Origin of the sequence: Streptomyces sp. NPDC102270, assembly GCF_044766405.1 — a bacterium.
Taxonomy (GTDB): domain Bacteria; phylum Actinomycetota; class Actinomycetes; order Streptomycetales; family Streptomycetaceae; genus Streptomyces.
In genome coordinates this window covers 28944-52748 of the sequence record NZ_JBIWLX010000030.1, presented here as the reverse complement: position 1 = coordinate 52748, position 23805 = coordinate 28944, and the positions used below count along the sequence as shown (strand labels likewise).

Annotated in this window: 16 protein-coding genes and 3 pseudogenes; 7 read left to right on the top strand and 12 right to left on the bottom strand. The window is 69.2% G+C overall.

Translation table 11 applies throughout. From position 1 onward, the window contains the following. Positions 1-168: 168 nt before the first annotated feature. Positions 169-938: pseudogene (locus tag ACIRP7_RS41690) on the bottom strand (IS21 family transposase); the annotation flags it as partial. Positions 939-1248: 310 nt separating this feature from the next. Here ACIRP7_RS41690 and ACIRP7_RS41685 point away from each other — a divergent pair. Both ACIRP7_RS41685 and ACIRP7_RS41680 read left to right on the top strand, forming a co-directional pair. Then, a pseudogene (locus tag ACIRP7_RS41685) lies at positions 1249-1918 on the top strand (hypothetical protein); the annotation flags it as partial. Positions 1919-1962: 44 nt separating this feature from the next. Continuing rightward, entirely contained in the window at positions 1963-3315 is a 1353-nt protein-coding gene (locus ACIRP7_RS41680) for a glycoside hydrolase family 43 protein (protein WP_403671017.1), read from the top strand. 507 nt (positions 3316-3822) lie between these two features. Here the strand turns inward: ACIRP7_RS41680 and ACIRP7_RS41675 are convergent. The 10 genes and pseudogenes from ACIRP7_RS41675 to ACIRP7_RS41630 form a co-directional block, all read right to left on the bottom strand. Beyond that, positions 3823-4526, bottom strand: a pseudogene (locus tag ACIRP7_RS41675) (IS6 family transposase). A 236-nt stretch (positions 4527-4762) separates the two neighbouring features. After that, entirely contained in the window at positions 4763-5410 is a 648-nt protein-coding gene (locus ACIRP7_RS41670) for a lactate utilization protein C (protein WP_403670995.1), read from the bottom strand. Beyond that, on the bottom strand, positions 5407-6939 hold the full coding sequence (locus tag ACIRP7_RS41665) for a lactate utilization protein B (protein WP_403670992.1): 1533 nt from the start codon (positions 6937-6939) through the stop codon (positions 5407-5409). Before ACIRP7_RS41665 ends, ACIRP7_RS41670 begins: the two co-directional genes overlap by 4 nt. Next, on the bottom strand, positions 6936-7676 hold the full coding sequence (locus ACIRP7_RS41660; RefSeq protein ID WP_403670989.1) for a (Fe-S)-binding protein: 741 nt from the start codon (positions 7674-7676) through the stop codon (positions 6936-6938). The genes ACIRP7_RS41665 and ACIRP7_RS41660 overlap by 4 nt, the downstream gene beginning before the upstream one ends. After that, positions 7667-8545, bottom strand: a complete 879-nt coding sequence (locus ACIRP7_RS41655; protein ID WP_403671015.1) for an amidohydrolase family protein — start codon at positions 8543-8545, stop codon at positions 7667-7669. Before ACIRP7_RS41655 ends, ACIRP7_RS41660 begins: the two co-directional genes overlap by 10 nt. A gap of 5 nt (positions 8546-8550) precedes the next feature. After that, positions 8551-8862, bottom strand: a complete 312-nt coding sequence (locus tag ACIRP7_RS41650) for an L-rhamnose mutarotase (RefSeq protein ID WP_403670987.1) — start codon at positions 8860-8862, stop codon at positions 8551-8553. Beyond that, positions 8859-9857 carry an aldo/keto reductase gene (locus ACIRP7_RS41645; protein WP_403670984.1) on the bottom strand — a complete coding sequence of 333 codons (999 nt, stop codon included), beginning with the start codon at positions 9855-9857 and terminating at the stop codon, positions 8859-8861. Before ACIRP7_RS41645 ends, ACIRP7_RS41650 begins: the two co-directional genes overlap by 4 nt. Continuing rightward, positions 9854-10612 (bottom strand): SDR family NAD(P)-dependent oxidoreductase, encoded by a 759-nt coding sequence (locus ACIRP7_RS41640; protein ID WP_403670981.1) that lies wholly within the window; start codon positions 10610-10612, stop codon positions 9854-9856. Before ACIRP7_RS41640 ends, ACIRP7_RS41645 begins: the two co-directional genes overlap by 4 nt. Beyond that, positions 10609-11946 carry an enolase C-terminal domain-like protein gene (locus tag ACIRP7_RS41635; protein WP_403670978.1) on the bottom strand — a complete coding sequence of 446 codons (1338 nt, stop codon included), beginning with the start codon at positions 11944-11946 and terminating at the stop codon, positions 10609-10611. Before ACIRP7_RS41635 ends, ACIRP7_RS41640 begins: the two co-directional genes overlap by 4 nt. Before the next feature lie 13 nt (positions 11947-11959). Beyond that, the gene (locus tag ACIRP7_RS41630) at positions 11960-12811 is read right to left on the bottom strand and encodes a fumarylacetoacetate hydrolase family protein (protein WP_403671012.1); all 852 of its coding nucleotides are present in this window, start codon (positions 12809-12811) and stop codon (positions 11960-11962) included. Positions 12812-13655: 844 nt separating this feature from the next. Here ACIRP7_RS41630 and ACIRP7_RS41625 point away from each other — a divergent pair. The 5 genes from ACIRP7_RS41625 to ACIRP7_RS41605 all read left to right on the top strand — a co-directional run bounded on the left by ACIRP7_RS41625 (position 13656) and on the right by ACIRP7_RS41605 (position 21744). After that, entirely contained in the window at positions 13656-14711 is a 1056-nt protein-coding gene (locus ACIRP7_RS41625; protein WP_403670975.1) for a sugar ABC transporter substrate-binding protein, read from the top strand. A 98-nt stretch (positions 14712-14809) separates the two neighbouring features. Next, a complete protein-coding gene (locus ACIRP7_RS41620) occupies positions 14810-16402 on the top strand; it encodes a sugar ABC transporter ATP-binding protein (protein ID WP_403670972.1) in 1593 nt (530 codons plus the stop codon). Positions 16403-16404: 2 nt separating this feature from the next. Then, positions 16405-17448 carry an ABC transporter permease gene (locus ACIRP7_RS41615; RefSeq protein WP_403670969.1) on the top strand — a complete coding sequence of 348 codons (1044 nt, stop codon included), beginning with the start codon at positions 16405-16407 and terminating at the stop codon, positions 17446-17448. 84 nt (positions 17449-17532) lie between these two features. Continuing rightward, a complete protein-coding gene (locus ACIRP7_RS41610; protein ID WP_403671009.1) occupies positions 17533-18237 on the top strand; it encodes a FadR/GntR family transcriptional regulator in 705 nt (234 codons plus the stop codon). 501 nt (positions 18238-18738) lie between these two features. Further along, a complete protein-coding gene (locus ACIRP7_RS41605) occupies positions 18739-21744 on the top strand; it encodes a hypothetical protein (protein ID WP_403670967.1) in 3006 nt (1001 codons plus the stop codon). A 459-nt stretch (positions 21745-22203) separates the two neighbouring features. Here ACIRP7_RS41605 and ACIRP7_RS41600 read toward each other — a convergent pair whose 3' ends face one another. Continuing rightward, positions 22204-23649, bottom strand: coding sequence for a pyridoxal phosphate-dependent decarboxylase family protein (locus ACIRP7_RS41600; protein WP_403670965.1), 1446 nt, complete (start codon positions 23647-23649; stop codon positions 22204-22206). Between the last annotated feature and the right edge of the window lie 156 nt (positions 23650-23805).

The window sequence follows — 23805 nt, the reverse complement described above, 5'->3', positions numbered from 1 at the left end:
GCGCAATATCCGCGAGCAGAAACGTTCACAGGCTGAAACCGGGCCTTCAAATCCCGTTATTGCAAAGACCTTTGACGCGAGGTCAGGCGGCGGTGCGAGCGCGGGCTTGGACAGGCACCGTTGCAGTACTGGTTGCCGCCGCTCCCGAAAAGGTTGCCGCCCGGTCCAAGTTGAGGGTGTGAGGGGCAGCGGTTGCAGGCGGGTGCGTTCGACCGTCTGGCGCGGAGGCCGGTGCCCTGCCTGTCTCGCGGTGGACTCGGGTGTTGACCTACCGCCAGAAGATTCGCGCAGGCCCCGCGGAGTTCGGCGAAGCTACCGTGCTTCTCCCGCGGGTTCGCGGAGGTCGGGATCAGGTTCGTCTTCGCGATACGGACGGTGGCCTCCCTGCCCCCATTTGGACTCGGGGTCGAACGGGACGCAGGTGTGCACTTGCAGGCCGTAGTGGCGTCCTGCGGCCACGACTTGAGGAGACGGACCGCGATCCCGGCGAGCCGGTCGATGGTCATCGTCTTCTCGTTGTCGGTGAGTAGACAGGTCGGTGCCCCGCCGATCGCCCGCAAAGTGGAGTCGATGCACGAGAGCACCGTGGGCAGGGTCCGGTCCCAGACCGGGATCACCACCCGGAAGCGGGACCACGCCGGCCACGCACAGAACAACAGCGTCTCGCGCGCTCGCCTCCACCGCCCGGAACAGGCACTTTCGGGCCCCATCCCCAGTCGAACTGGAACCAGAGACCGGGCTCGGCGATCCGCGGCCGGTAAGTACGACGGTGGCCGGCCCGCCACTGTTCCCTTCGCCCGCGCGACCGCCCGCCGCGTCGTCCGCTCGTCCCCGGTGAACCCCAGTAGCTGGAGGCGTTCGTGGAGCTCGTCGGCTCGCACCGTACGCCGCGACCGGTCGACCCACTCCTCAATCTTCGGCATGAACGGGTCGATCGAGGATCTTGTGCTGTCCGCTCTCAACTCCTAGGATCCATGCCGTCCGAAGGACCGGTTCACGTTCGCAGTATCGAACACATCCCGGCCCGAAGCGGCTTGCGCATGGTGCACATGCCGGGCATGACAGCACCCGCATCATCCGTACCAGTAAGGCTCTCCCCCACACGCCAAGTGCCGGACTTGGAAGGGTGCACCCGGCATTCGTGCGGCGAGCCCCGATCGCCTCCTGGAGCATCGTGTGACGTCACCCGCACCATGCCGCGCCCGCGCCTGTGCCGCGCGGCTGTGGTCCTCCTATTAGGCCTGGCGCGGCCGGCCCGTCGTCCAACTCGTAGGCCGTGCCTGGGGCACGTCGTATCCAGCCCCGCCCTGCCGCCCCCACCCCGCCAGGTCACCCCACTGACCGGAAGGGAACCACAAACCGGACCACGACACATGGTCCGTCAACAACGGCCTGACCCTGCGCACCGCGACGGCCACCAACCACCTGTACTGGGCCCGCAATACCCTCACCCACCGGATTCAGGGACCCATCTCCACCGCGACGATCCAGCTGGACGACGCGACGATCCGCGATGGACAGCAACTGGAGCACCACCGGCGCCGAAGTCGCGAGCGACAACGTCACGGCGGTCGCATCCGGCTGCGCGCGGCCGCCGGCATCCGCCCCGGCGCCTCCCGCCCGGGAACCTTCTCCCACAGCACCGACGGCACCAACTTCACCCGCCTGGGGCCGCGTTCACCATGGGCAACACCTGGCAGTTCTTCATGGGCTACCGCTTCGCCCTTCCAGCTACGCCACGCAGACACTCGGCGGTTCCGTCCGCATCGCACGGTTCGCACTGACCACACCCCAAGCACAGCAACGTCCCTCCCCCGCATCTGACCAGCTGCTCAGTCCCCGACCCGCAGCACCAGGAAGGACCACACCATGGCCAGTACCGCCGTCCACAGGCCAACGGCTCACCCGACCGCAGTGAGATCACCCGCCACCGGTACGAGGCTCGCCCGGGCAACCTGGGTGCTGATCCTCATGTTGGCGTTCGCCGTCCTTCCCGCCGCGGTGCATCCCACGGCGGCCAAGGCCGACAACCCGATCGTGCAGAACGTCTACACCGCCGACCCTGCCCCACTGGTGTACAACGGGCGGGTCTACCTCTACACCGGGCACGACGAGGACGGCTCCACCTCCTCCTTCGTGATGAAGGACTGGCGGGTGTGGTCCTCCGCCGACATGGTCAACTGGACCGACCACGGCTCGCCGCTCAGCCTGGCCACCTTCAGCTGGGCGTCCGCCGACGCGTGGGCGGGCCAGGCCGTCGAACGGGGCGGCAAGTTCTACTGGTATGTGCCGGTGACGGCCCGGGCGACCGGCCGAATGGCCATCGGCGTGGCGGTGTCGGACAGCCCCACCGGCCCGTTCCGGGACGCCCTCGGCCACCCGCTGGTGGAGAACAGTGAGATCGACCCGACCGTCTTCATCGACGACGACGGCCAGGCCTACCTGTACTGGGGCAATCCGAACCTGTGGTACGTCAAGCTGAACGCGGACATGACGTCCTACGCAGGCAGCCCCGTCCAAATTCCGCTCACCACCGCGGGCTTCGGCACCCGCACCGACAACCCCGACCGTCCCACGCTGTACGAAGAAGCACCCTGGGTCTACAAGCGCAACGGCCTGTACTACATGGTGTATGCGGCCAGGTGCTGCTCGGAGTTCATCGCCTACTCCACGGCACCCAGCCCGACCGGGCCGTGGACCTACCGGGGAACAGTCATGCCCGCCCAGGGCAACAGCTTCACCAACCACCCCGGGATCGTGGACTTTCAGGGCAACTCGTATTTCTTCTACCACAACGGCGCCCTCCCGGGCGGCGGCGGCTTCACCCGCTCGGTCGCCGTGGAGAAGTTCTCCTACAACGCTGACGGAACTATCCCGACGATCAACATGACGAACACCGGTGCGCCCCGGATCGGCGCGCTTGACCCGTACGTACGCCAGGAGGCCGAGACGATCGCCTGGAGTTCCGGGATCGAGACCGAATGGACCAGTGACGGCGGAATGGACGTCGGCTGGATCGAAAACGGCGACTCCATCAAGGTCAAGGGCGTGGCCTTCGGGGCCGGCGCCTCCTCCTTCACCGCGCGCGTGGCCTCCGCCGCCGGCGGCGGCACCGTCGAGCTGCACCTGGGCAGTCCGAGCGGGACGGTCGTGGGCCGGTGCAGTGTGCCGAACACCGGCGGCTGGCAGGCCTGGACCACGGTGACCTGCCCCGTGAGCGGCGCGACGGGAACCCAGGACCTCTACCTGACGTTCACCGGCGGCAGCGGCTACCTCTTCAACATGAACTGGTGGCAGTTCACCCGCGCCGCGTAACCGCACCACGTCGACTTGCTCCTCGGGCTGAAGGCCAAAGATTCCGGCCTTCCCGTCCGAAGACTGTGCCGCGTAGCCGCGTAGCGGCACAGTCTTCGGACGGGAATCCGTGGCTTCCCGCTTCGTCGCGCTGTGCCGGGACGAGTCCTGGCCTGACCTTCGCTCCACAGACCGCCAGTCCGGCGGCCGTCTTCTCGTCCCCCCGCCGACGTCCCCCGCCTGACATCACCGCCGCCCTGACGGCGGCGCGGGGCGGAGGCCCCGCCGACGCGCAACACCGGTGAGCGCGCCCCGAGCCCCGGCTGCGTCCGCGCCGCCCATCCGCCCTCCCACATCCTCAACTCCAGCCAGGGCATGGTCGAAGGCGTCACAACGGGGATGTCAGCAGCCCGACCACGCCATACGCCGGTGGCGACCTGGGCGGACTTCGGAGGGCGCTGTCACGTTGTTGGGTGCGTGAGTGCCTGACAGGTGCTGGAGTGTGGCCGGCCCGGGTGTCGGCCTGGGTCAGGCTGCTGCGGGCAGGCCGGCGATGCCGGTGATGTGGTCCCAGATGGCGAAGCGGATGATCATCTCGACTCGGTAGTGGGTAGCGGACAGGCTGGGGCGGTGGGGTCGGAAGTGGGGTGAGATCCCGCTGAACGCGGCGAGGATTTCTGCGCTGCGCCGGTGCTGCGGAAGCCTTTCAGGGCCCGTTCGCGCTGCCGGGTCGGTTGGTGTGAGTTCTCGGCCCGGTTGTTCAGCCCTTTGTGGGAGCGGTGCTCGACCGAGGCCATGACCTCGCGGTGGGCGGCTCCGTAGAAGCGGAGCTTGCCGGTGACGACCACCCACGGCACCGTACCCGTCTTTGTGAGAAGGCCACGGAAGAATCGCCTGGCCGCGGCCTTGCCGCGTCGGTTCTGCACGAGGATGTCCAGCACGTTGCCGTCCTGGCCGACGGCCCGCCACGGGTATTCCTGCTCGCCGTTGATCTTGATGAAGACCTCGTCAAGGTGCCACTTTTCGCCGGTCCGGGGCCGGCGACGGCGTAGTCCGTTCGCGTAGGCCTGACCGAACTTGGCGCACCAGCGGCGGATCGTCTCGTACGAGACGATGATCCCGCGCTCGAACATCAGCTCCTCCACCTCACGGAAGCTGAGCGGGAACCGGAAGTACAGCCACACGCAGTGGGAGATCACCTCGACCCGGTACCGGTGCCCCTTGCACGACAGCGACCCGGCCCCCACGAACAGCCCCCTCCGGCACGATCAACCAGAAGATCATCCCACCCGGTCAACCAACGTGACGGCGCCCCACCGAGTGCGGCCAGGCCGGCGCACAGGAAGACACCCGCGACGTAGAAGCCGGTGATCCACGACGCGTACAGCACTCTCACGGAACTCGGCATCGTAAGCGCGTTGCCTGGACCCCGTGAATCCCAACTTCCCCTGCAATCACGGGCTTCACGCTACGAGGGGAGGGGCAAGTCCTCGATCACCACGATGTCCAGGGTCCGCGGCCCGTGCACCCCTTCCACACGCTCCAGTTCGATGTCGCTGGTGGCCGAGGGGCCGGAGACGAGGGTCAGAGGCCGCAGCGGATCGAGACGGCCGAGCGCCTCGGGCACGTCACCGGCGATCTGGCTCGACCGCACCACGCAGACATGCTGGTCCGGAAGGAGGGTCAGCGCCCGGCGGCCCTGGCCGGGGCCGCTGTCGAGCACCACCGTGCCCGTGACGGCGATGGCGCCGGCGGCGGTGGTGACCACCGCGTCCGCCGCGTCGAGTTGTCCGATGCTCAGCGGTGGGACGTCCGCCAGCCGGGCCCAGTCACCAGGAGGCAGCAGGTCCTCGGGGAACCCGGGCGGGATCACCAGCGAGCGCGCTCCGGCCCGCACAAGCGCGCGAGCGACAGCGGCGGCGGCCTCGCCCTCGGGCACGCGGACGACGGTGGCGCGGTAGTCGGCGGCTCGTTCGGCGAACAGCCCGACGACGTCCGGTCCGGCGTGGTCGGCGCCACAAGCCGGCGGCGCCGGGACAGCGTCGGGGGTGTCGGAGCGTGGCACGTCGCTCAGAGCGCCGCGAATGCTCCGCAGTACGGTGTCACGGCCGTTCATCGCCGCTCGCCTTCCTCTGTCGTACGGCTGTTTCCTCCAGGGCGACCGCGCGTGCGGCTTCCCTGCGGCGTGTCGCCGTCCCCTCTCGTACGGCGCCACCAGGCGCGCAGCGATTCCCGGGCCGGCGCGGGTGTGTCACGCGTTCCGGACCAGCGGGCGAACGGGCCGGGGAGGGCACCGATCCGTCCGTCGCGGGCCACCAGTCGGGCACCGAAGGCGCCGAGTCGCTGGGCTGCCGCCAGCCGCCGGGGCGAGGCCAGGACCGCGCCCGCGGCATTCATCGCCAGCGCCTCCGGGGTGGGCAGCAGCCGGGCCGCACGCTTCGCCTCGACCGCCTCGGCCCGCAGATGGACCAGCACCTCCGGAATGTTGATCTTCACCGGGCAGGCGTCATAGCAGGCCCCGCACAGCGTCGAGGCGAACGGCAGCGAGGCCGCCTGCTCGATGCCGACGAGCTGAGGGGTCAGTACGGCACCGATGGGACCGGGATACACCGAGCCGTAGGCGTGGCCGCCGGTGCGCTCGTACACCGGGCACACGTTCAGGCAGGCCGAGCAGCGGATGCAGGACAGCGCCTGGCGGCCCACCTCGTCGGCCAGGGTCGCGGTGCGGCCGTTGTCGAGCAGCACGAGGTGGAAGTCCTGCGGCCCGTCGCCCTCGGTGACGCCCGTCCACAACGAGGTGTAGGGGTTCATCCGCTCGCCCGTGGAGGAGCGCGGCAGCAGCTGGAGGAAGACGTCCAGGTCGGTGAAGGACGGCAGGACCTTCTCGATGCCCATGACGGTGATCAGTGTCTCCGGCAGGGTCAGGCACATCCGGCCGTTTCCCTCCGACTCGACGACGACCACGGTGCCGGTGTCCGCCGCGGCGAAGTTGGCGCCGGAGACGGCCACCTTGGCCCGCAGGAACTTCTCCCGCAGGTGCAGGCGGGCGGCTTCGGCGAGGTCGCGCGGATCGTCGGTGAGCCCCTCGGGGGCAGGCTTTCCCCAGGCGCCCATCTCCCGCTGGAAGATCTCCCGGATCTCGGAGCGGCCCCGGTGGATGGCCGGGACGAGGATGTGTGAGGGCCGGTCGTCGCCCAATTGGACGATGAGTTCGGCCAGATCGGTCTCGTACGCGCGGATCCCGGCCTCGGCGAGTGCCTCGTTGAGACCGATCTCCTGGGTGGCCATCGACTTGACCTTCACGACCTCGCTCTCACCGGTGGCCCGCACCAACGAGGTGACGATGCGGTTGGCCTCGGCGGCGTCGGCCGCCCAGTGGACGGTGCCGCCCGCGGCCGTCACCGCCTGCTCCAGACGCAGCAGATGCTGGTCCAGGTGCCGCAGGGTGCTCCGCTTGACGACGGCGGCCCTCTCCCGCAGTTCCTCCCAGTCTTCGAGTTCGGCGGCGACGGCCAGACGCTTGTCGCGGATGGTGCCGGTCGCCCGGCGCAGGTTCGCCCGCTGTCGGGTGTCGGCCAGCGCGGTACGGGCCGCGTCGGGGAAGGCGGGAGCGCCGAGCCAGATGACGTTGTCGGCGCCGCTCATCGGACGCCTCCTTCCGTGGCGGCCAGGATCTCGGCCAGGTGCAGGGTTCCCACGCCGGTGCGCAGGCGAGACAGGCCGCCGCCGACATGCATCAGACAGGAGTTGTCGCCCGCACACAGGTACTCGGCGCCGGTGTCCAGCACGTGGCGCATCTTGTCGGCCAGCATGGCGTTCGACACGTCGGGATTCTTCAGTGCGAAGGTGCCGCCGAAGCCGCAGCAGGACTCGGCGTCGGGCAGTTCGACCAGGTCGATGCCCTTGACGGCGCGCAGCAGTCGCAGCGGGCGGTCGCCGACCCTCAGCATGCGCAGCGAGTGGCAGGTGGGGTGGTAGGTGACACGGTGCGGGAAGTACGCGCCGACGTCGGTGACGCCGAGTACGTCGACCAGGAACTCCGACAACTCGTGGACCCGCGGCGCCACGCGTCCGACGGCCTCGCCGAGAGCGGCGTCTCCGTACTGGCCGGCCACCACAGCGTGGTAATCACGCACCATCCCCGCGCAGGATCCGGAGGGGGTGACGACGGCGTCGTACTCCTCGAAGACCTCGGCGAAGCGGCGCACCATGGGCAGGGTCTCGGGCCGGTATCCGGTGTTGAAGTGCATCTGGCCGCAGCAGGTCTGCGCCTGGGGAAACTCCACGGTGTGGCCCAGCCGTTCCAGCAGTGTGATCACCGCCCGGCCGGTGCTCGGGAACATCGTGTCGTTGAAGCAGGTGATGAAGAGGGCTATGCGCATGGGGAGTTCCTGTGGAGGGGCGGGCCGTAGGTGCGTACGGCAGTGCCGGCGAAGACCTCCCGCCGCTCGGCGGGGCTGAGCCCCGCCATCAGCTCACCGGCAGCGGCGCCGACCTCGGCATAGGTGGCGGCCGGCCGGCACACGGGCCAGTCGGAGCCGAACATCAGTCGCTCGGGACCGAAGGCGTCCAGCACGGTGTCGGCGTAGGGCTTGAGGTCTTCCACGTTCCAGGACCGGTCGGCCTCGGTGACCATGCCGGAGAGTTTGCAGACCGTGTCGGGCAGTGCGGCGAGCAGCCGTACCGCGTCCGCCCAGGGCTGGAGTTCACCGGAGGCGATGGGCGGTTTGCCGAGGTGGTCGAGGACGAAGGTGCAGCCGGGCAGGCGCCGGACGGCCTCGACGGCAGCCGCCAGCTGATGGGGCTTCACCAGCAGGTCGTACACGAGCCCCGCCTCGGCGACGGCGGCCAGGCCGTTCTGCACGTCCGGTCGGAGCAACCAGCCCGGATCGGGCTCGCCCTGGACCTGATGGCGGATGCCCACCGGGTGCTCGCCCCCCGGCAGTTCCCGGAGTCCGGCGAGGGCATCGGCGACACCGGGGGCGGTCAGGTCCGCCCAGCCGACGACTCCGGCCACCAACTCGCTCCGCGCGGCCAACGCCGGCAACTCAGGCGTCTCCTCCGGGACGGTGACCGTCTGCACCAGCACGGTGGCGGTGACTCCCTGGGCCCGTGCCTCGGGTTCCAGGTCGGCGAGGGTGAAGTCGCGGCGCAGGGGCGCGAGTTCCTCGCCGGTGATCCAGTCCTGGTCGCGCACGGACAGGTCCCACACATGGTGGTGGGCGTCGACGACGCCGAGGCCGACGTCCATGCCGGTCACAGCTCCCACACCACGGGCAGGGAGGCGTCGGCGCCGTCCGCCGAGTAGTCGTGGACGACCTCCAGCAGGTCGGTCATCCGGGCCTGCCAGGCGATGTTGACCGGGAGCTTCTCCAGCTCCGCGATCATCGCCGGGTAGTCGTCCACCTCCAGGAGGTGGAACAGGTCGGTGCGGCTGCGCCAGATCGTCCACCGGCTCACTCCGGCGGCGCGGATGGCGGTGGTGAGTTCCTCGGGGACCTCGCGGTGTGCCGCCTCGTACTCCTCGGCGCGGTCCGCGCGGACCGTGGTGTGCAGGGCGATCCTCACGACGGCTCCCTTGTCGGCAGAGGAACAGGCACCTCGGCGGGCATGAGTCCTTCGGCGCGCAGGTCGTCCCAGAGGGCGGTGGGCACGGACCGCCGTAGCAGTGCGACGGTGTCGTGCACCTCGTCGGCGGAGCGGGCGCCGGTCAGGACGCTCGCGACGGCCGGATGGCCGAAGGGGAAGCGCAGGGCGGCGGCACGCAGCGGGACGCTGTGGCGTTCGGTGACGGCCTTCAGTCGCAGCGCCCGGGCCAGGACGGGCTCCGGGACGGGCGCGTAGTCGTACGTGGCACTCGGCCGCGGGTCGGTCAGGAGGCCCGAGTTGAAGACCCCGCCGACGAGCACGCTCCTGCCCCGGGCGGCGGCCTCGGGCAGCACCTCGGCGAGACCCTGCTGCTCCAGGAGGGTGTACCGGCCGGCCAGCAGGACGGCGTCGACATCCGTTTCGCGCAGGAAGCGGGCGAGCAGGGCGGTCTGGTTCATGCCGACGCCGATGGCCCCCACGACGCCTTCGCCGCGCAGCCGCTCCAATGCCGGGTAGGCCTCGCCGAGAGCCTGATCGGTGTGGTCGTCGGGGTCGTGCAGCAGGGCGATGTCTACGCGGTCCAGGCCGAGCCGCTCCAGGCTGGCCTCCAGGGAGCGCAGGACACCGTCGGCGCTGAAGTCCCATACCCGGTGATGGGTCGCGGGGACCGCGAAGCCGCCTGCGAGGTCGTCGCCGTCGGTCTCCTGCGGCACCAGCAGCCGGCCGACCTTGGTGGAGACGGTGTACGTCTCCCGGGGACGGCCGCGCAGCGCGGTACCGAGGCGCCGCTCGGACAGGCCGAGTCCGTAGTGCGGGGCCGTGTCGAAGGTGCGGATGCCCACGTCCCAGGCGGCGTCCACCGCGGCGGCGGCGGCCTCGTCGGTGACCGGGCGGTACAGGTTGCCGATGCCCGCCGCGCCGAAGGCGAGTTCCGTGACCCGGACACCACTCGTGCCCAGCGTCGTGGTTCTCATGAGCCGGCCGCCGGGCGCAGCCGAAGACCTTGCATGCCGCCGTCGACGGCGAGTGCGGTGCCGGTGACGCTGGCGGCGGCGGGGCTCGCCAGGTAGACGATGGCGGCCGCGACCTCGTCCGCCGTGACCAGTCGGCCCAGGGGCTGGCGGGCGTTCAGGGCGGCCCGCTCGGCGTCCGGGTCGTCGGCGGCGTCCAGCAGCCGGCCGACCCAGGGGGTGTCGGCGGTGCCGGGGTTCACGCAGTTGACGCGGATCCCCTCGCGGACGTGATCGGTGGCCATGGCCAGGGTCAGCGAGAGCACGGCGCCCTTGCTCGCGGAGTACAGGGCGCGCTGCGGCAGTCCGGCGGTGGCGGCGATCGAGCAGGTGTTGACCACGGCCGCGCTCGGCGAGCGGCGCAGGTACGGCAGGGCGGCGCGGGTGGTGCGGACGATCCCCAGGACATTGATGTCCAGGACGCCGTGCCACAGCTCGTCCGGGTTGTCCTCCACGGTGCCGGCCGCGCCGATGCCCGCGTTGTTCACGAGGATGTCGAGGCCGCCCATCTCGGTGGCCGCCTCCGCCACGGCGGTCCGCACCGACGCGTCGTCACTGACGTCGGCCTTGAAGCCGAGCAAAGGGGGGTGCGCTGCCGACGGGTCGAGGTCGAGTACGGCGACCCGGGCGCCCTGCGCGACCAGCGTCCGGGCCGTGGCCAGCCCGATGCCGGAGGCGCCGCCGGTGACGAGGGCCCTGAGTCCTGACAGCCCGGTCATGCGGCCTGCTCCTGTCCGGCGAGGTCGGCGGCCCAGAAGGCGCCGTCCGGGTAGCGGTACTCGGCGATGGACGTCGTGTGCATGGTGGCGGAGAAGCCGGGCGCGAGCGGCGCGGCGTAGTGGCCGTCGCGGATCGCCACAGGGTCGGTGAAGTGCTCGTGGAGGTGGTCGACGTACTCGATCACCCGGTCCTCGGTGGTGCCGGACAGGGTGAGGTAGTCGAACATCGACAGGTGCTGGACGAGTTCGCACAGCCCTACTCCCCCGGCGTGCGGGCACACCGGTACACCGAACTTGGCGGCGAGCAGCAGGATCGCCAGGTTCTCGTTGACGCCGCCGACCCGGGCGGCGTCGATCTGCAGGACGTCGATGGAGCCGGCCTGCAGCAGTTGCTTGAAGACGATGCGGTTCTGCACGTGTTCGCCGGTGGCGACCTTCACCGGCGCGACGCCCCGGCGCACGGTCGCGTGGCCGAGGATGTCGTCGGGGCTGGTGGGTTCCTCGATCCAGTACGGGTCGAAAGGGGCGAGCGCGTTGGTCCACTCGATCGCCTCGCCGACGTTCCAGCGCTGGTTGGCGTCGATGGCGATGCGGATGCCGTCGCCGACGGCGGCTCGGGCGGCGCGCATCCGTCGGATGTCGTCGTCCAGGTCGGCGCCGACCTTGAGTTTGATCTGGGTGAAACCGTCGGCGACGGCCTGCTTGGCGAGCCGGGTGAGCTTGTCGTCGGAGTAGCCGAGCCAGCCGGGCGAGGTGGTGTAGCCGGGGTAGCCGCGCTCCAGCAGCGCGGTTTCGCGCTCCGCCAGGCCTGCACGGCCTTCGGTGAGCAGGCGGACGGCCTCCTCGGGGGTGAGGGCGTCGGCGATGTAGCGGAAGTCGACCTGGGACACCAGCCACTCAGGATCGGCATGGGCGAGCAACCGCCACAGTGGCTGGCCCTGCCGCTTGGCGGCCAGGTCCCATACGGCGTTGACGACGGCGCCGATCGCCATGTGCATCACACCCTTCTCGGGCCCGAGCCAGCGCAACTGGCTGTCCCCGATCAGGTCCCGGTTCAGCGAGCCGGGGTCGGCGCACAACTCGTCGACGGAGCGGCCGAGCAGATGAGGACGCAGGGCGTTGACCGCGGCGACCTGCACGTCGTTGCCGCGTCCGATGGTGAAGGTGAAGCCATGGCCCTCGAGCCCGTCGCCGGCGTCGGTGCGCAGCACCACATAGGCGGCGGAGTAGTCGGGATCCGGATTCATCGCATCCGAGCCGTCCAGCTCACGCGAGGTGGGGAACCGGATGTCGTAGGTGTCGACAGCGACGATCCGGGCGGAGATTGCGGACAAGGGGAGCTGCCTTTCAGGCTTGGGCGAAGGTCTGGCGCTGGTCGCCGAGTCCGTCGATGGCGAGTTCGACCGTGTCACCGGCACGGAGATAGGGGGTGCCGGGCAGACCGAGGGCCACGCCCGCGGGCGTACCGGTGTTGATCACGTCACCCGGTTCCAGGACCATGTACTGGCTCAGGTACGACACGATGTGGTCGACAGGGAAGATCATGTCGCGGGTGTGGCCCTGCTGCCGCTTCCTGCCGTTGACGCTCAGGTGCAACGAGAGGTCCTGCGGGTCATCGATCTCGTCGGCGGTGACCAGCCACGGGCCGAGTGGGTTGAAGGTCTCGCATGACTTGCCCAGGTCCCACTGCGGGGAGTACTCCAGCTGGAACTCACGCTCCGAGACGTCATGACTGACGGCATAGCCCGCGATCACCGCCCGGGCGGCCTCAGGTCCGTCCAGGTAACGCGCCCGGCGACCGATGACGACCGCGAGTTCCACCTCCCAGTCGGTCTTGACGGAACCGCGCGGGATCAACACCTCGTCGTACGGGCCGACGACGGTGCCCGGGTCCTTCATGAAGACCACCGGACGCGGAGGTATCGCGGCGCCGGTCTCGGCCGCGTGGTCGCGGTAGTTGAGACCGACGCAGATGATCTTGCCGGGACGGGCGACGGGCGCGCCGATCCGCAGGCCGGCGGGGTCCAGCTCGGGCAACGACGTCTCCGTGACGGCGACACGCAGCCGCTCCGGTCCCCCGGAGCCCAGGAACGTGCCGTCGATGTCGGCGGTGACAGGAGATGCGTCGAGCAGTCGGCCGTCTTCGGTGCGGACGGCAGGCCGCTCCTCACCGGGAGCCCCGAGTCGTAGCAGTTTCAACGGGAACAGCTCCTTGCCGTGGGTTCGGTGGGTGACGACCGGCCGCACCGGCCGGCGGGCCGCCCTCGGCGACCGGGCCGAGAGGGCGGGGCGTAGGGAGAAGTCGCGGCCACGTCGCCGAGTCATCGGATGTATGGCGCACGGCGACTGTAGATGGCGGAAGCCCGAGTCGCAATGCAGTCCTCGGAGGTGTGGCCTTCTCGCCATGTGACACAAGGGAAAACATCCCAACTTTTCCCATCAATGATCACCGGGCGGCGGTACAGCCTCCGATGAATCCGTCCCCACTCTCCCTCGAAGCTCCCGCGCCGCGTCGGCCCAGTACGGACCGGAGACGGTGTGGTGGTCGAGGTCGCCTTTCTGCATGTCGGGGCCGGCCGGCGACCCGGGTACCGGGGTCAAGGGTGGGCTGCGGGGGGACGTTGCCGAATCGTAAGACGCTGTCGCCACGCATTGACCTCGCACAAAAACCGCAGGTCAACGGCGTCAGCGAGGAGCTAGGAGAGCTGCGGGCCAGCTCTGTCGCCCTAGACCCGCGAAGCCGCGCGACTCATCGGCGAAAGAAACACTTGTCAATCCCGGCAACCTCGCCGTAACGTCCTCATCGCCTGGCAGACATCGGAGGACTCAACGGCTTCCCGTTGATGTCGTCACCGCCTCGGGCATCGGTCTCACCCATCCATCCTCACCCAGCCCCTGGGAAGCGCGGTCCCGCTACAGCTGCCCTCCGGCCCGCTCCTTTCGGCGACCTCACCCCTTTCCCGCTCCCCCGCGGGAAGAAGCCGCCGCCCCGTCCCACCGTCGCCCTGCGGCTCCCTGCCCGGGCTAAGGAGAGAACACGGTCATGAAGCTCGCTCGTACCCGCTCCACTGCCGCAGCCGCCACCGCCGTCCTCGCGGTGCTGGCTCTCGCCACCGCCTGCAACCGGGAGAGCACGGCCTCCACCCAGGCCTCGGGCGGCGACAAGCCGGCCATCGGCATCGACCTGCCCCGTTCGGACTCCGACTTCTGGAACTCCTACGCCGACTACGTGAAGAAGGACCTCGACAAGGACGGCATCAAGGCACTGCCGCTGAGCAACTCGCAGAACGACGTCACCAAGCTGGTCGCCAACGTCCAGGTCTTCGAGAACACCGGGGCCAAGGCCGTGGTCATGGCGCCCCAGGACACCGGCGCCATCGCCTCCACCCTCGACGCCCTCGCGGCGAAGAAGATCCCGGTCGTGAGCGTCGACACGAGACCCGACAAGGGCGACGTCTACATGGTCGTACGCGCCGACAACAGGGCCTACGGCACCAAGGCGTGCGAGTTCCTCGGCAAGCAGCTGGGCGGCACGGGCAAGGTGGCAGAACTCCAGGGCGCCCTGGACTCCATCAACGGACGCGACCGCTCCGAAGCGTTCGCCGCGTGCATGAAGGAGAAGTTCCCGAAGATCACTGTCTTCGAGCTGCCCACCGACTGGAAGGGCGACGTCGCCTCCGCCAAGCTGCAGAGCCTGCTCGCCCAGCACCCCGACCTGGGCGGCATCTACATGCAGGCCGGCGGCGTCTTCCTGCAGCCGACCCTGGCGCTGCTGCAGCAGAAGGGCCTGCTCAAGCCGGCAGGCGAGAAGGGCCACATCAGCATCGTCTCCAACGACGGCATCCCGCAGGAGTTCGACGCGATCCGCAAGGGCCAGATCGACGCCACCATCTCCCAGCCCGCCGACCTCTACGCCAAGTACGCCGTCTTCTACGCGCAGGCCGCGGCCGAGGGCAAGACGTTCAAGCCGGGTGCGACGGACCACGGCTCCACCATCGTCAAGCTCCCCAACGGCCTGGAAGACCAGCTGCCCGCGCCCCTGGTGACCAAGAAGACCGTGGACGACACGTCCCTGTGGGGCAACAACATCAGCCGGTGACCGACCAACCGACGGCTGAGCGGAGGGACGGGCAGGATCTCGTCCCTCCGCCTCGCTCGACACATCCCCCGTACTCGTACACAAGGACGGTATCCACCATGGCGGACACCGCGACCGCCCCGGCGAACGGCACGCGCGGCCAGGCCCCGGTGGCCGAGGCGACCGGTATCAGCAAACGATTCGGCGCCACCGTCGCGCTGCGCGACGCCCGCATCACCATCGCCCCGGGCGAGTCGCACGCCTTGGTCGGACGCAACGGCGCGGGCAAGTCCACGCTTGTGTCCGTCCTCACCGGCCTCCAGCAGCCGGACACCGGGTCGCTGCGCTTCTCGGGCGAAACGGCACCCGCTTTCGGCGACACCGACGCCTGGCGCTCCCGCGTCGCCTGCGTCTACCAGCGCTCCACAATCATCCAAGAGCTGAGCGTGGCGGAGAACCTCTTCCTGGACCGGCAGAGCCCCGCCGCGCTGCGGCCCATCCGCTGGAAGCAGCTACGGCAGCGGGCCGAACAGCTCCTCGGCGAGTACGGCGTGGACATCGACCCCGCCGCCCGGGCCCGGGACCTCACCGTCGAGCAGCGCCAGTTCATCGAGATCGCCCGGGCTCTGTCCTTCGGCGCCCGTTTCATCATCCTCGACGAGCCGACCGCGAAGCTGGACGCCCGCGGCATAGCGCGTCTCTTCGACAAGCTCCGCGATCTCCAGCGGCAGGGTGTCGCCTTCCTGTTCATCTCCCACCATCTGCAGGAGGTCTACGACCTCTGCGCCACGGTCACCGTCTACCGGGACGCGGCCCATATCCTGACCGCGCCCGTGGCCGAACTCGGCCACCAGGCCCTGGTAGAGGCCATGACCGGTGAGACGGCTTCCGCGGCGGCCGCGACCGGCTCCGCGTCCGTGCGGCCCGACGCCGAGGAGCTGCTGACGATCGAGGGCCTGACCCTGTCCGACGCCTGCCACGACCTGTCCCTGTCCGTGCGAGCGGGCGAAGTGGTGGGGCTGGCCGGTGCCGCCACCAGCGGAAACGTGCAGCTGGGCGAGACCGTCGCAGGTCTGCACCGCCCCGACGCCGGCCGGATCTCGGTGGGCGGCCATGAGGTCCGCAGCGGCAGTGTGCCGAGGGCGCTCGCCGCGGGGGTCGGACTGGTCCCCGAGGACCGCCACCTCCAGGGCCTGGTCAACAACCGCAGTGTCGCGGAGAACGCGACACTGACGGTCACCGACCAGCTGGGACCGTTCGGCACCGTGCTGCCCTCACGCACCAGGTCCTTCGCCCAGCGCATGATCCAGGGTCTCGACATCAAGACGCCGGGGGCCGCGACCCCGGTCTCCGCCCTGTCCGGCGGCAACCAGCAGAAGGTCGTCGTCGCCCGCGCGCTGGCCACCGACCCGCAGGTCCTGGTGGCCATCCGGCCCACCAACGGGGTCGACGTCAAGTCCAAGGAGTTCCTCCTCGGCCGGATCCGCCAGGTCGCCGACGGCGGGAAGGCGGCCCTGATCGTCTCCGACGAGCTGGACGACCTCAAGGTGTGCGACCGCGTGATCGTCATGTTCCACGGGCGGGTGGTCGCGGAGTTCGACCGCGGCTGGAAGGACGAACACCTGGTCGCCGCCATGGAAGGCGTGTCGGGAACGCCGGCCGCATCCCCCACCGAACAGACCGACGCCTCGCGACACGAGCACGGAAGGTAGCCATGTCCGCCACCACAGACGTCACCGAAGCCACCGTGGCGGAGAAGCAGCCCGCCACCGAGACCGCCCCCCGCCGCGGCCTCCACCTCGGCAGATTCCGAGAACTGTCGCTCGTCCCCGCCATCCTGGTGCTGGGCCTGATCGGGTTCATCGTCTCGCCGGCCTTCCTCACCGCCGACAACCTCATCGGCGTGGCCCAGCAGTCCACGGAGCTGAGCCTCCTGGTCCTCGCCACGGCGCTGATCCTGATCTGCGGGCGGATGGACCTGTCGCTGGAGTCCACGATCGGTGTCGCCCCCGTCATCGCCGTGTGGCTGGTGCTGCCCAGTACCGGAGGGCGCTTCACCGGGCTCGGGCTGTTCCCCGAGTGGACGGCGATACCGCTGTGCCTGCTCGTCGGAGCGCTGATCGGCGCCGCCAACGGCTTCCTCATCCTCAAGCTCCGCCTGAACGGGTTCATCGTCACCCTCGGCGGCCTCACCATGCTGCGCGGCCTCCAGGTGGCACTGTCCGAGGGCCAGTCCATCGTGGACCTGCCCTCCTCGTTCACCTACCTGGGCAAGACAGCCTGGCTGGGCGTGCCGGCAGCCATCTGGATCTGTGCGCTGCTGTTCGCACTCGGCAGCAGCGCCCTGGCCTGGCTGCGCCACGGGCGGGCGCTGTACGCGATCGGCGGCAACTCCGAGGCCGCCCGCACCGCCGGCATCCGCGTCGACCGGATCGTATGGATCGTCCTCATCCTCGGCAGCGGGCTCGCCGCGTTCGCAGGCATCCTCTACAGCGGCCACTACGGCTCCATCTCCGCCACCCAGGGAAGCGGCTGGATCTTCCAGGTCTTCGCCGCGACCGTCATCGGCGGGGTCAGCCTCAACGGCGGCAAGGGGTCCGTGTTCGGCGCCCTCACCGGTGTCCTGACCCTGCAACTCGTCGTCAACGTCATGACGTTGGCGGGTGTGCCGCCGCTGTGGAACCAGTTCCTCAACGGGGCCATCATCATCGTCGCGCTGATCATCTCCCGCTTCGCCTCCGGCGAGAAGCAGGAGTAGACGCCATGCGACGCGGCTCCCCCCGGACCCCGCCAGGGCTCGCGCGGAGCCGCTCCCTGTCCGCCCGGCATGAAAGGCACCCCCATGGCGCTGACCGACGAGGCGATGGACCAGATCAAGGCCATGATCGTGCGGGGTGATCTCGCCCCGGGCTCCCGCCTGCCCAGGGAGGACGACCTCGCGGACCAGCTCGGCCTGTCCCGCAACTCGCTGCGCGAGGCGGTCCGGGCGCTGACCGCCATGCGGATCCTCGTGGCCCGGCAGGGCGACGGTACCTATGTGTCGAGCCTGGAACCCCACCTGCTCCTCGAAACGCTGTCCTTCGCCGCCGACGTCTCCCAGGGGCGGACCGCCCTGCAACTGCTCCAGGTGCGCCGGCTCCTGGAACCGCAGGCGACCGGGCTGTCCGCGGCCCTGCTGACACCCGAGGACCTCCAGGCGTTGCGCGGCATACTCGACCAGTGCCGGGCCGCGGCCACCGTCGAGGAATTCGTCGCCCACGACATCGAGTTCCATCTGCGGATCGTGGAAGCGGTCGGCAACCCGGTCCTCTCCATGTTGCTGCGGGTGCTCTCCACCCGTACCCAGCGGGTGCGGATCGTGCGGGGCAGCCAGATCCAGCAGGCTCTGGAAAACGCGCACCACGAGCACGAGGAAATCTTCCGTGCCCTTCGGACACGGGACGCACTCCTCGCTGTCTCCGCCGCTACGGTCCATGTCGCCGCCGTCGAACAGTGGCTTGCGAGGAGCCTCGGCGCGGACAAAACTCCCCAGGGCCCCGATGGGTGAGACGTCGGAGCTCCCCGAGAACCTGCTGCCGGACAGACCGCGGACTGCCGCAGCCATCGCCCGCCCCTGCCGGGAGAAGGAAGCCGCCGCCCGCGTCGGGCCGGGGCCTTGCCCGGGCCTCGGCGGCGGGACGACGCGCCCGTCGTGCGCCCCGCAGACCCCGCCTTCCTTCCCTTGTGCCCTCAGCTCTTGCCCGCCGCGGCAACTTCGCCGTAATCTCCCCGCTGTCTGCTATAGATCCTATGACTGGCTAGGCGTAAGCGGGCCATCAAACGCGAGCGCGATGCTCTTGATTGCTTCGTAAGTGCCATGTCCACCTGCGTTGGAAGCCTCCCCTTCGGCCCTGACCCGCTTCGCGATGGGGCAAAAACAGTCGCCCCTGATGGTCGAATCATCGGAGCTCTCTCGGTGATAGCGCCAGCAGTCATAGCCAGCACATGACGTTCAACCCCTGTCGCGTCCTCCAACGGGTCGCAACCGCACTCTCCTGAAGGAGCATCAATGCTGCTGTTCCGCCGCAGATCCGTCCGCGGTATCGGCACGGTAGGCGCCGTGCTGATCGCCGCGGTCGCGGTCGCGATCCCCCCAGCGTCCGCCGCCACGCCGACCCTGCTGTACGCGTCGCCCACCGGCTCGGGCACCGCCTGCACGCTCAGCGCGCCCTGCAGCCTGGACGGTGCCAAGAGCAAAGTGCGGGACCTGGTCTCCGGGATGGCCGCCGACATCGACGTCTCTCTCCGCGGAGGCACCTACCGGCTGTCGGAGGCGTTCACCCTCGGGCCCTCGGACTCCGGAAAGAACGGCTACAAGGTCGTCTACGCCGCCTATCCGGGCGAGAAGCCGGTATTCAACGGCGCCCGGAAGGTCACCGGTTTCTCGGTGTACGACAGCGCCAAGAACATCTACCGCGCCTCGGTGCCGGTCGGCACGCAGAGCCGCCAGCTGTTCGTCGACGGGGTGCGCGCCCAGCGGGCCCGCGGCCCGCTCAACCCGGGAGGCTTCACTCTCAGCGGGTCCAGCTTCACCACCAGCGACACCTCCTACGCGTCGTTCACCAACACATCCTCGGTCGAGGTCGCGTACGACAAGGACTGGAAGCACATGAGGTGCCCGCTGGCGAGCATCACCGTGCCCAGCGGTGGCGGGTCCAGCCTGAACGTCGACCCTGCTTGCTTCGTGAACAACAACACCTCGGTGGTCAACCGGGGCTTCCCCTTCAACGGCGCCGGCCTGCCCAAGCTGGACGGCGTCACCTGGGTGGAGAACGCCTACCAGCTGCTCGACCAGAAGGGCGAGTTCTATCTGGACAGTGCGGCCGGCTACGTCTACTACATGCCGCGCACGGGTGAGGATCTCAGCACCGCGGACGTGGAACTTCCCGTCCTGGAGAAGCTGGTGGACGCGAGCGGCACCCCAGGACACCTGACCCCGGTCAACGACAGCGACCCGGGCGTCACCTACACCGGCGCCTGGACCACCGCCACCGGCCGCACCTACGGTGACCTTTACGCCGACGTGCACGCCACCACCGCCAACGGCGACTCGGTGAGCTACACCTTCACCGGCACCGGCCTGGACGTACTCTCCGAGGTCAACACCGACGAGGGCGGCATCGACGTCTACGTCGACGGCACCAAGACCCAGAGTGTGACCGCGGCCGGCTCCACCAGGCTCGCCCAGCAGGTCGTCGCCTCCGTGTCCGGCCTGACCAAGGGCCAGCACACCGTCAAGCTGGTCAAGACCGGTGGCACCTACATGGTGATCGACGGCTTCACCGTCATCCCCGACACCGTGGCCCCGGTCCACGACATCACCTTCCAGGGCCTCACCTTCGCCTACACCACCTGGAAGCTGCCCTCCACCGTCGGCTACATCGACAACCAGGCCGGCGTGCTCTGGGACGCCGGCACCCAGGCCCCGCTCCGCATCCCGGCGGCCGTCCAGATCCACCGTGGCTCCGGCATCGGCTTCACCGGCAACGAGATCACCCACACCGGCGGCAACGGCGTCGACCTGGCCGACGGTACGCAGAACACCTCGGTCACCGACAACTACATCCACGACACCTCCGGCGGCGGCGTCTACGCCGGCGAGGTCGACGACTACTACCTCACCGACACCGCCCGGATGACCACCGGTGACACCATCTCGCAGAACTGGATCGAACACGTCGCCCTGGACTACCGCGACGCGGTCGGCATCTGGGGTGGCTACACCCGCGATCTGACCATCGCGAACAACGACATCGGCCACACTCCGTACTCCGGGATATCGCTCGGCTGGGGCTGGGGGTACGCCTCCCCCTGCAGCATGCAGTCGGCCCAGGGCCTGACCACCTGCCGTCACGGCACGATCTACGCCGGCCACAACCAGATCCTGAACAACCACGTCCACGACGTGATGAACGTGCTGCACGACGGCGGCCCGATCTACACCAACGGCGGCCAGGGCAACGGCGACGGCTCCGCCACCTCCGTGACCTCGGGCAACCTGCTGGAGGTGACCAACCACACCAACCAGGTGATCTACCACGACGAGGGCAGCTCCTACTGGAACACCCACGACAACGTCGTGCGCCTCGGAGGGGGCAACTGGGTCGGCATGTGGACGCCGACCATCCACGACAACAACATCCACGACAACTACGCCGACCGCTCGCATTACGACAACCGGGGCACCAACATCACCCTGGTCCAGTCGACGATCGTCTCCGGCGGCGCCTGGCCCGCCGCGGCCCGGGCGATCATCGCCGCGGCCGGACCGACAGCCGCGTACCAGCCGCTCACCGGCCTGGTCGACGACGACGACACGGCGATCAGCTACACCGGTTCCTGGAGCGCCAGCGGTTACCGGGGCCTCGGCGACCTCCACGACGCCCTGCACGCCACCTCGGCCAACGGCGACAGCGCCACCCTGACCTTCACCGGCACCGGGGTCTCCGTGATCGGTGAGAAGAACACTGACCAGGGCCAGATCGAGGTCTTCGTCGACGGCACCTCCAAGGGCCAGTTCGACACCTCCGCCACCACCCGCCAGGTGCAGCAGACCGTCTACAGCGTGAGCGGTCTGACCGCAGGCAGCCACACCATCCAGGTCGTGAAGCGCAGCGGCTCCTTCGCCACTGTGGACGGCTTCGAGGTCACCGGCGTGTACAACGACACCGCCTCCTCCCTCACCTACACCGGACCGTCCTGGAGGGCCTACACCAACCGCGGCCTCGGCGACTACCAGGACGACGTCCATGCCGCCACGGCCAACGGCGACTCGGTCACCGTCACCTTCACCGGCACCGGAATCGACCTGGTCACCGAGACGAACTCCGACGAAGGCACGATCGCGGTCTCGCTTGACGGAGCCTCACAGAGCACCGTCAACGCCAACGCCGCCAGCCGCCACGTCCAACAGACCGTCTACACCGTGAGCGGTCTGGTCCAAGGGCGACACAGCCTCACCCTCACCAAGACCGGAGGCTCTTACCTCGTGATCGACCGGTTCGACGTGCGGTGACCCACCTCGGCTCCCCGCTCCCGACGGGTTCCGGATCCGTCGGGAGCGGGGTGGTCGGCCCGCACTCACCAGACGCACCTCGATGCCTCAAGCGCGTCTGGGTACCGGTCTCGACGCACACATCGTCCAGACCGGTAACGAGGCGATCCCACGTTCGTCGCTGCTGTACGTCCGAGTGTGACGTAGGCGTCCCGCTCATGATGCTGTTGGTGATCTTCAATCCGGTGAGGTGGATGGTTCGGGCGTTGTCACGTTGTTGGACGTGCGCGGGCCTGATGGTTTGCCGGCCGTGCCGACGACTCCGGTGACGTGGTCCCGGATGGCGGAGCGGATGGTCATTTCGGCTCGGTGGGCGGCAGCGGTCATCAGGTGTCTGCGGGGTCGGAAGTGGGGCTGCCTCACCGAAACCGGCCTGACCCTCAACCCCGGCACCCGAAGCCAACCCGCCAAGGTCAGTAGTCATCCACCGCTCTGGCGAGCGGCTTTGCGAAGCGAGTCCCACAGGGTGTCGATGTGGTCGGGCAGCGTCGTCGTCGCGCCGATGGCGACGCGAATCGCGAAGTGACCGTTGACCGATGTGTGCGTGAGGAAGGAATGCCCTTCGGCGTTGACCGCCTCCATTGCTGCCTTGGTAGCGGCGTCGTCGGGGCGCCCTTCCCGGTCGACGAGGTACAGACATACGAGTGCCAGTGATGGCGGGGTGGCCAGGGCGAAGCCCGACTCACTCTCAATCCGGCCGGCCAAGGAGTTGGCCATGGCGACGTGGCCGCGGATGCTTTCGCGCAGGCCTTCCAGTCCGGCGCCGTGCACCACCGACCAGATCTTCAACGCACGCATACGACGGCCCAACGGGACCTGCCAGTCGCGGTAATCGATGACTTCGCCCGATTCGGTCGCAGCGTTACGCAGGTACTCCGGCGTGATGGACAGCGCTGTGGGCAGCGCTCGGGCATCCCTCACCCACATGAACGAGGCGTCGAAGGCGGTGTAGAACCACTTGTGTGCGTCGGTGCAGAACGAGTCGACAAGGTTCACGCCGTCCAGGAGCCAGCGGAACTCGGGACACAACGCCGCGACCCCTGCCCACGCGGCGTCGACGTGCACCCACGCCTCGTACGCACGCGCTGCCAGCGCGACGTCTCTCACGGGGTCGATGGCACCCGTGCCGGTTGTTCCCACGGTCGGACAGACCATGACCGGCCTCTTTCCGGCGACCGCGTCCTTGGCCAGCATGTCTGCCAGGGCATCCGCCGACATGGACAGCGTGCCCTGGGTAAAGGGGACGATCCGCAATGCTCGCGCGCCGAGCCCGGCCACACGCACGGCCTTGGCCAGTGACGAGTGGGTCTCGGCGGTGACGTACACCGTCTCGGTGCCGTCCACGCCGTGTTCGCGCCAGTCCGGGTTGCTGCGCTGCAGCGCAGCCAGCAGGGCAGCCAACGATGCCGACGAAGCCGAATCCTGCAGCGAACCGCCTCCGCCTCCGGCGAAAGTGAACTCGCGACCAAGGCCCAGGGCATCCGCCAGGCCGTCGAGCAGGACCTGCTCGATCTCCGTCCCGGCCGGCGATGTCGACCAGAGCATTCCCTGCGCTCCGATCCCGCCCGATGCGATGTCACCGAGGAGCGACAGCAGGGACGCGTTCGCTGGGAAGTAGCCGAAGAAGCCCGGGTGCTGCCAGTGGAGCGACGAGGGGACGACCACGTCGTTGAGCAAGGCGATGAGATCATCGCCCAGCGCCTGGGACGGCTGCTCAGGCAGTTCACGAGGAAGCTGCGCCTTCACGGAGCCCGGTGAGACCTTCGGCCGCACGCGCAGGGAAGGGAGCGAGGTGCGGTATTGGGCGACCCAGTCGACCAACTGGTGGCCCTGGCGGCGGAATTCATCTGGCTCAAGATCAGGCATGCTCTGTCCTAAGAGGTGGTGTTGGTCATGACGAGGGCTGAGCGCCCACCTGAGCGCTGGGGACGATCAGGTGCCCGGGGCGAGCTGGCCGCTACCGGATTCAGAGGGCCTCGATGCCGCGTACCGATTGGTGCCGCACCAGAGCCTGTCGTCTAC